The 2,235-nt window shown below is 74.3% G+C and carries 3 protein-coding genes; 2 read left to right on the plus strand and 1 reads right to left on the minus strand.

Going from position 1 to position 2,235, the window contains the following annotated elements:
• Positions 1-924 (plus strand): sporulation protein (locus ACFV61_RS28545; protein ID WP_380494686.1); only part of this gene is annotated, 924 nt, incomplete at its 5' end.
• Positions 925-946: 22 nt separating this feature from the next.
• Here the strand turns inward: ACFV61_RS28545 and ACFV61_RS28550 are convergent.
• Positions 947-1,540, minus strand: coding sequence for a TetR/AcrR family transcriptional regulator (locus tag ACFV61_RS28550; protein ID WP_380494689.1), 594 nt, complete (start codon positions 1,538-1,540; stop codon positions 947-949).
• A 126-nt stretch (positions 1,541-1,666) separates the two neighbouring features.
• Here ACFV61_RS28550 and ACFV61_RS28555 point away from each other — a divergent pair.
• Positions 1,667-2,235: FAD-dependent oxidoreductase (locus tag ACFV61_RS28555; protein WP_380494691.1), on the plus strand; the 569-nt coding region annotated here is incomplete at its 3' end.

A 2,235-nucleotide genomic window follows, 5' to 3' on the forward strand; every position in this document is an offset into this window, starting at 1 on the left:
GCCCGCGGCCGGTTCGGCGCCGCCGACCTCGCCGAACTGCGGGACGCCGCCGACGACGCCCGGCGCTGGGACTCCAAGTACGGCGGCGGGAACTGGAAGGCCAACTCCGTCACCGCCTGCCTCCGGGAACGCGCGGTCCCGCTCCTGAACGGCTCCTTCAGCGACGAGGTCGGACGGCAACTGTTGTCCGCGACGGCCGAGTTGTCCCGCCTGGCGGGCTGGACGGCCTTCGACGTCGGCCGACACGACGTCGCTCAACGGCACTTCATCCAGGCTCTCCGCCTGGCCCGGGCCGGCGGCGACGTCCAGCTCGGCTGCTATGTCCTGACCACGATGGCCATGCAAACTCTGCTGAGGGGATTCGCGAGCGAGGCCATCGACATGGCCCAGGGCGCCTTCGAGCGGGCCAGGGGCCGGGCGGCCCCCAGGGTGCTCGCGTTCACCAAGCTCATCGAGGCCCGGGCCCACGCCCGGGACGATGACGCCCGGGCCGCCTCCGCCGCGCTCGCCGCCTCCGAGAGCCTGCTCGACCAGGCCCACGACGGCGCGGTGGAGCCGGCGTGGATCGACTTCTACCACCACGCCCGGCTCTCGGCCGACGCCGCCGAGATCTTCCGCGATCTGAAGAACCCCGGGGCCGCCCTCGGGTGGAACGCGCAGGCGGCCGCCATGCCGCCCGGGGTGTTCACCCGCTCGGTCGGGATGCGGCTGGCCATCGTCGGAACCGCCCACCTCCAGAGCAAGGACCTGGACCAGGGCCTCGCGCTCGGCCACCAGGCCGTCGACATCCTCGCCCGCGTCCAGTCCAGCCGGGCCAAGGACTACGTCCGCGAGTTCAACACCGCGCTCACCCCGTGGCGCCGCGAGCCGCAGGTCGTCGGGTTCCTCCGGCGGACCGGCAAGGAACTCGGCGTCGCGGCATAGGGCGAGAGGCGGTGCGGCCGGGTCAGGTGCCCGGGTGGGAGGCTGCCCAGCCGTGTTCGAGCAGGGCGAAGGCCTCGTCGGCGGCTCGGCGCGGTTCGACGTGCCGCAGGATGAGGCCGCGGGCCTCAAGGGCGAAACGGGCGAGGGCGGCGCAGCTGACGTCGTCCTCGGGGGCGGCGACGGCCTCGGCGATGGCTCGTGCCAGGGCGGTTTCGTGGCGCGTCCACATGCGGTGGGCGTAGTCGCGCAGCGCGGGGGTCTCCTGCACCATGCGCGTGAAGTCGGCGAACCGCGGGTCCGCGGTGTGGACGGCGAACTGGGTCTGCGCCAGCAGGAGGCGCTCGCGCAGCGCCTGCGGGATGGACGTGCCGGGGGTGCGTTCGCGTACGGCGGCGACGAGTGCTGCTTCGATGTCGTCCTCCTGGTCGAAGACCAGGGCTTCCTTGCCGGAGAAGTGCTTGAACAGGGTGGTCACCGAGACGTCGGCGGCCTCGGCGACGTCCTTGACGCCGACCTGGTCGTAGCCGTGTTCGAGGAAGAGGTCGAGTGCGGCGTCGGCCAGGGACTGGCGGGTCTGGGCCTTCTTGCGCTCGCGGCGCCCGGTCGGTTCGGTCACGTGCCCACCATATCGGCGAAGTGCATCCGCTGCAAAAGTTTAGTCGTTGCGCTTATTTAGCGAGTGTGCTTTCTTGGTGATGTCAGGCCTCCCAGCGGCCCACCCACCTCCCCGAGGGGTACTCCCATGAACTCTGCCCGCGATCCCCGCCGTCTCCGCCGTCCCCGCGATCCCCGCATCGCGATCGTCGGCGCCGGTCTCGGCGGCCTCACCTGCGCCCGGGTCCTGCAGCAGTACGGCCGCTCCGTCACCGTCTTCGAGCGCGAGGCATCCGCCGACGCCCGCCCGCAGGGCGGCACCCTCGACCTGCACGCCGACACCGGCCAGGCCGCCCTGCGCGCGGCGGGGCTCCTCGACCGGTTCCACGCCCTCGCCCGCCCCGAAGGAGACGCATGGCGCGTGCTCGACTTCGCCACCGCCGCGCTCGTGGCGCAGCAGGGGCCTTCCGCCGACGGTGGCCGGCCGGAGATCGACCGCGGTCAACTGCGCGGCCTGCTCCTGGACTCGATCGCCGAGGGCGCGGTGCGATGGGACCGCGCCGGCGCGGGGGGGGCGCGCGGGGCGCGCGGGCGCGGGGGCCCGCGCGCGCGCGGGGGGGGGGGGGGGGGGGGGGCCGCGGCGCGCGGGGGGGGGGGGGGGGGGGGCGCGGGGGGGGGGGGGGGCGGCAGGGTGCCCGGGTTCCGGAGGTTCTGGGG

The sequence above is a fragment of the Kitasatospora sp. NPDC059817 genome, assembly GCF_042731835.1.
In the GTDB taxonomy this organism is placed as follows: domain Bacteria; phylum Actinomycetota; class Actinomycetes; order Streptomycetales; family Streptomycetaceae; genus Kitasatospora.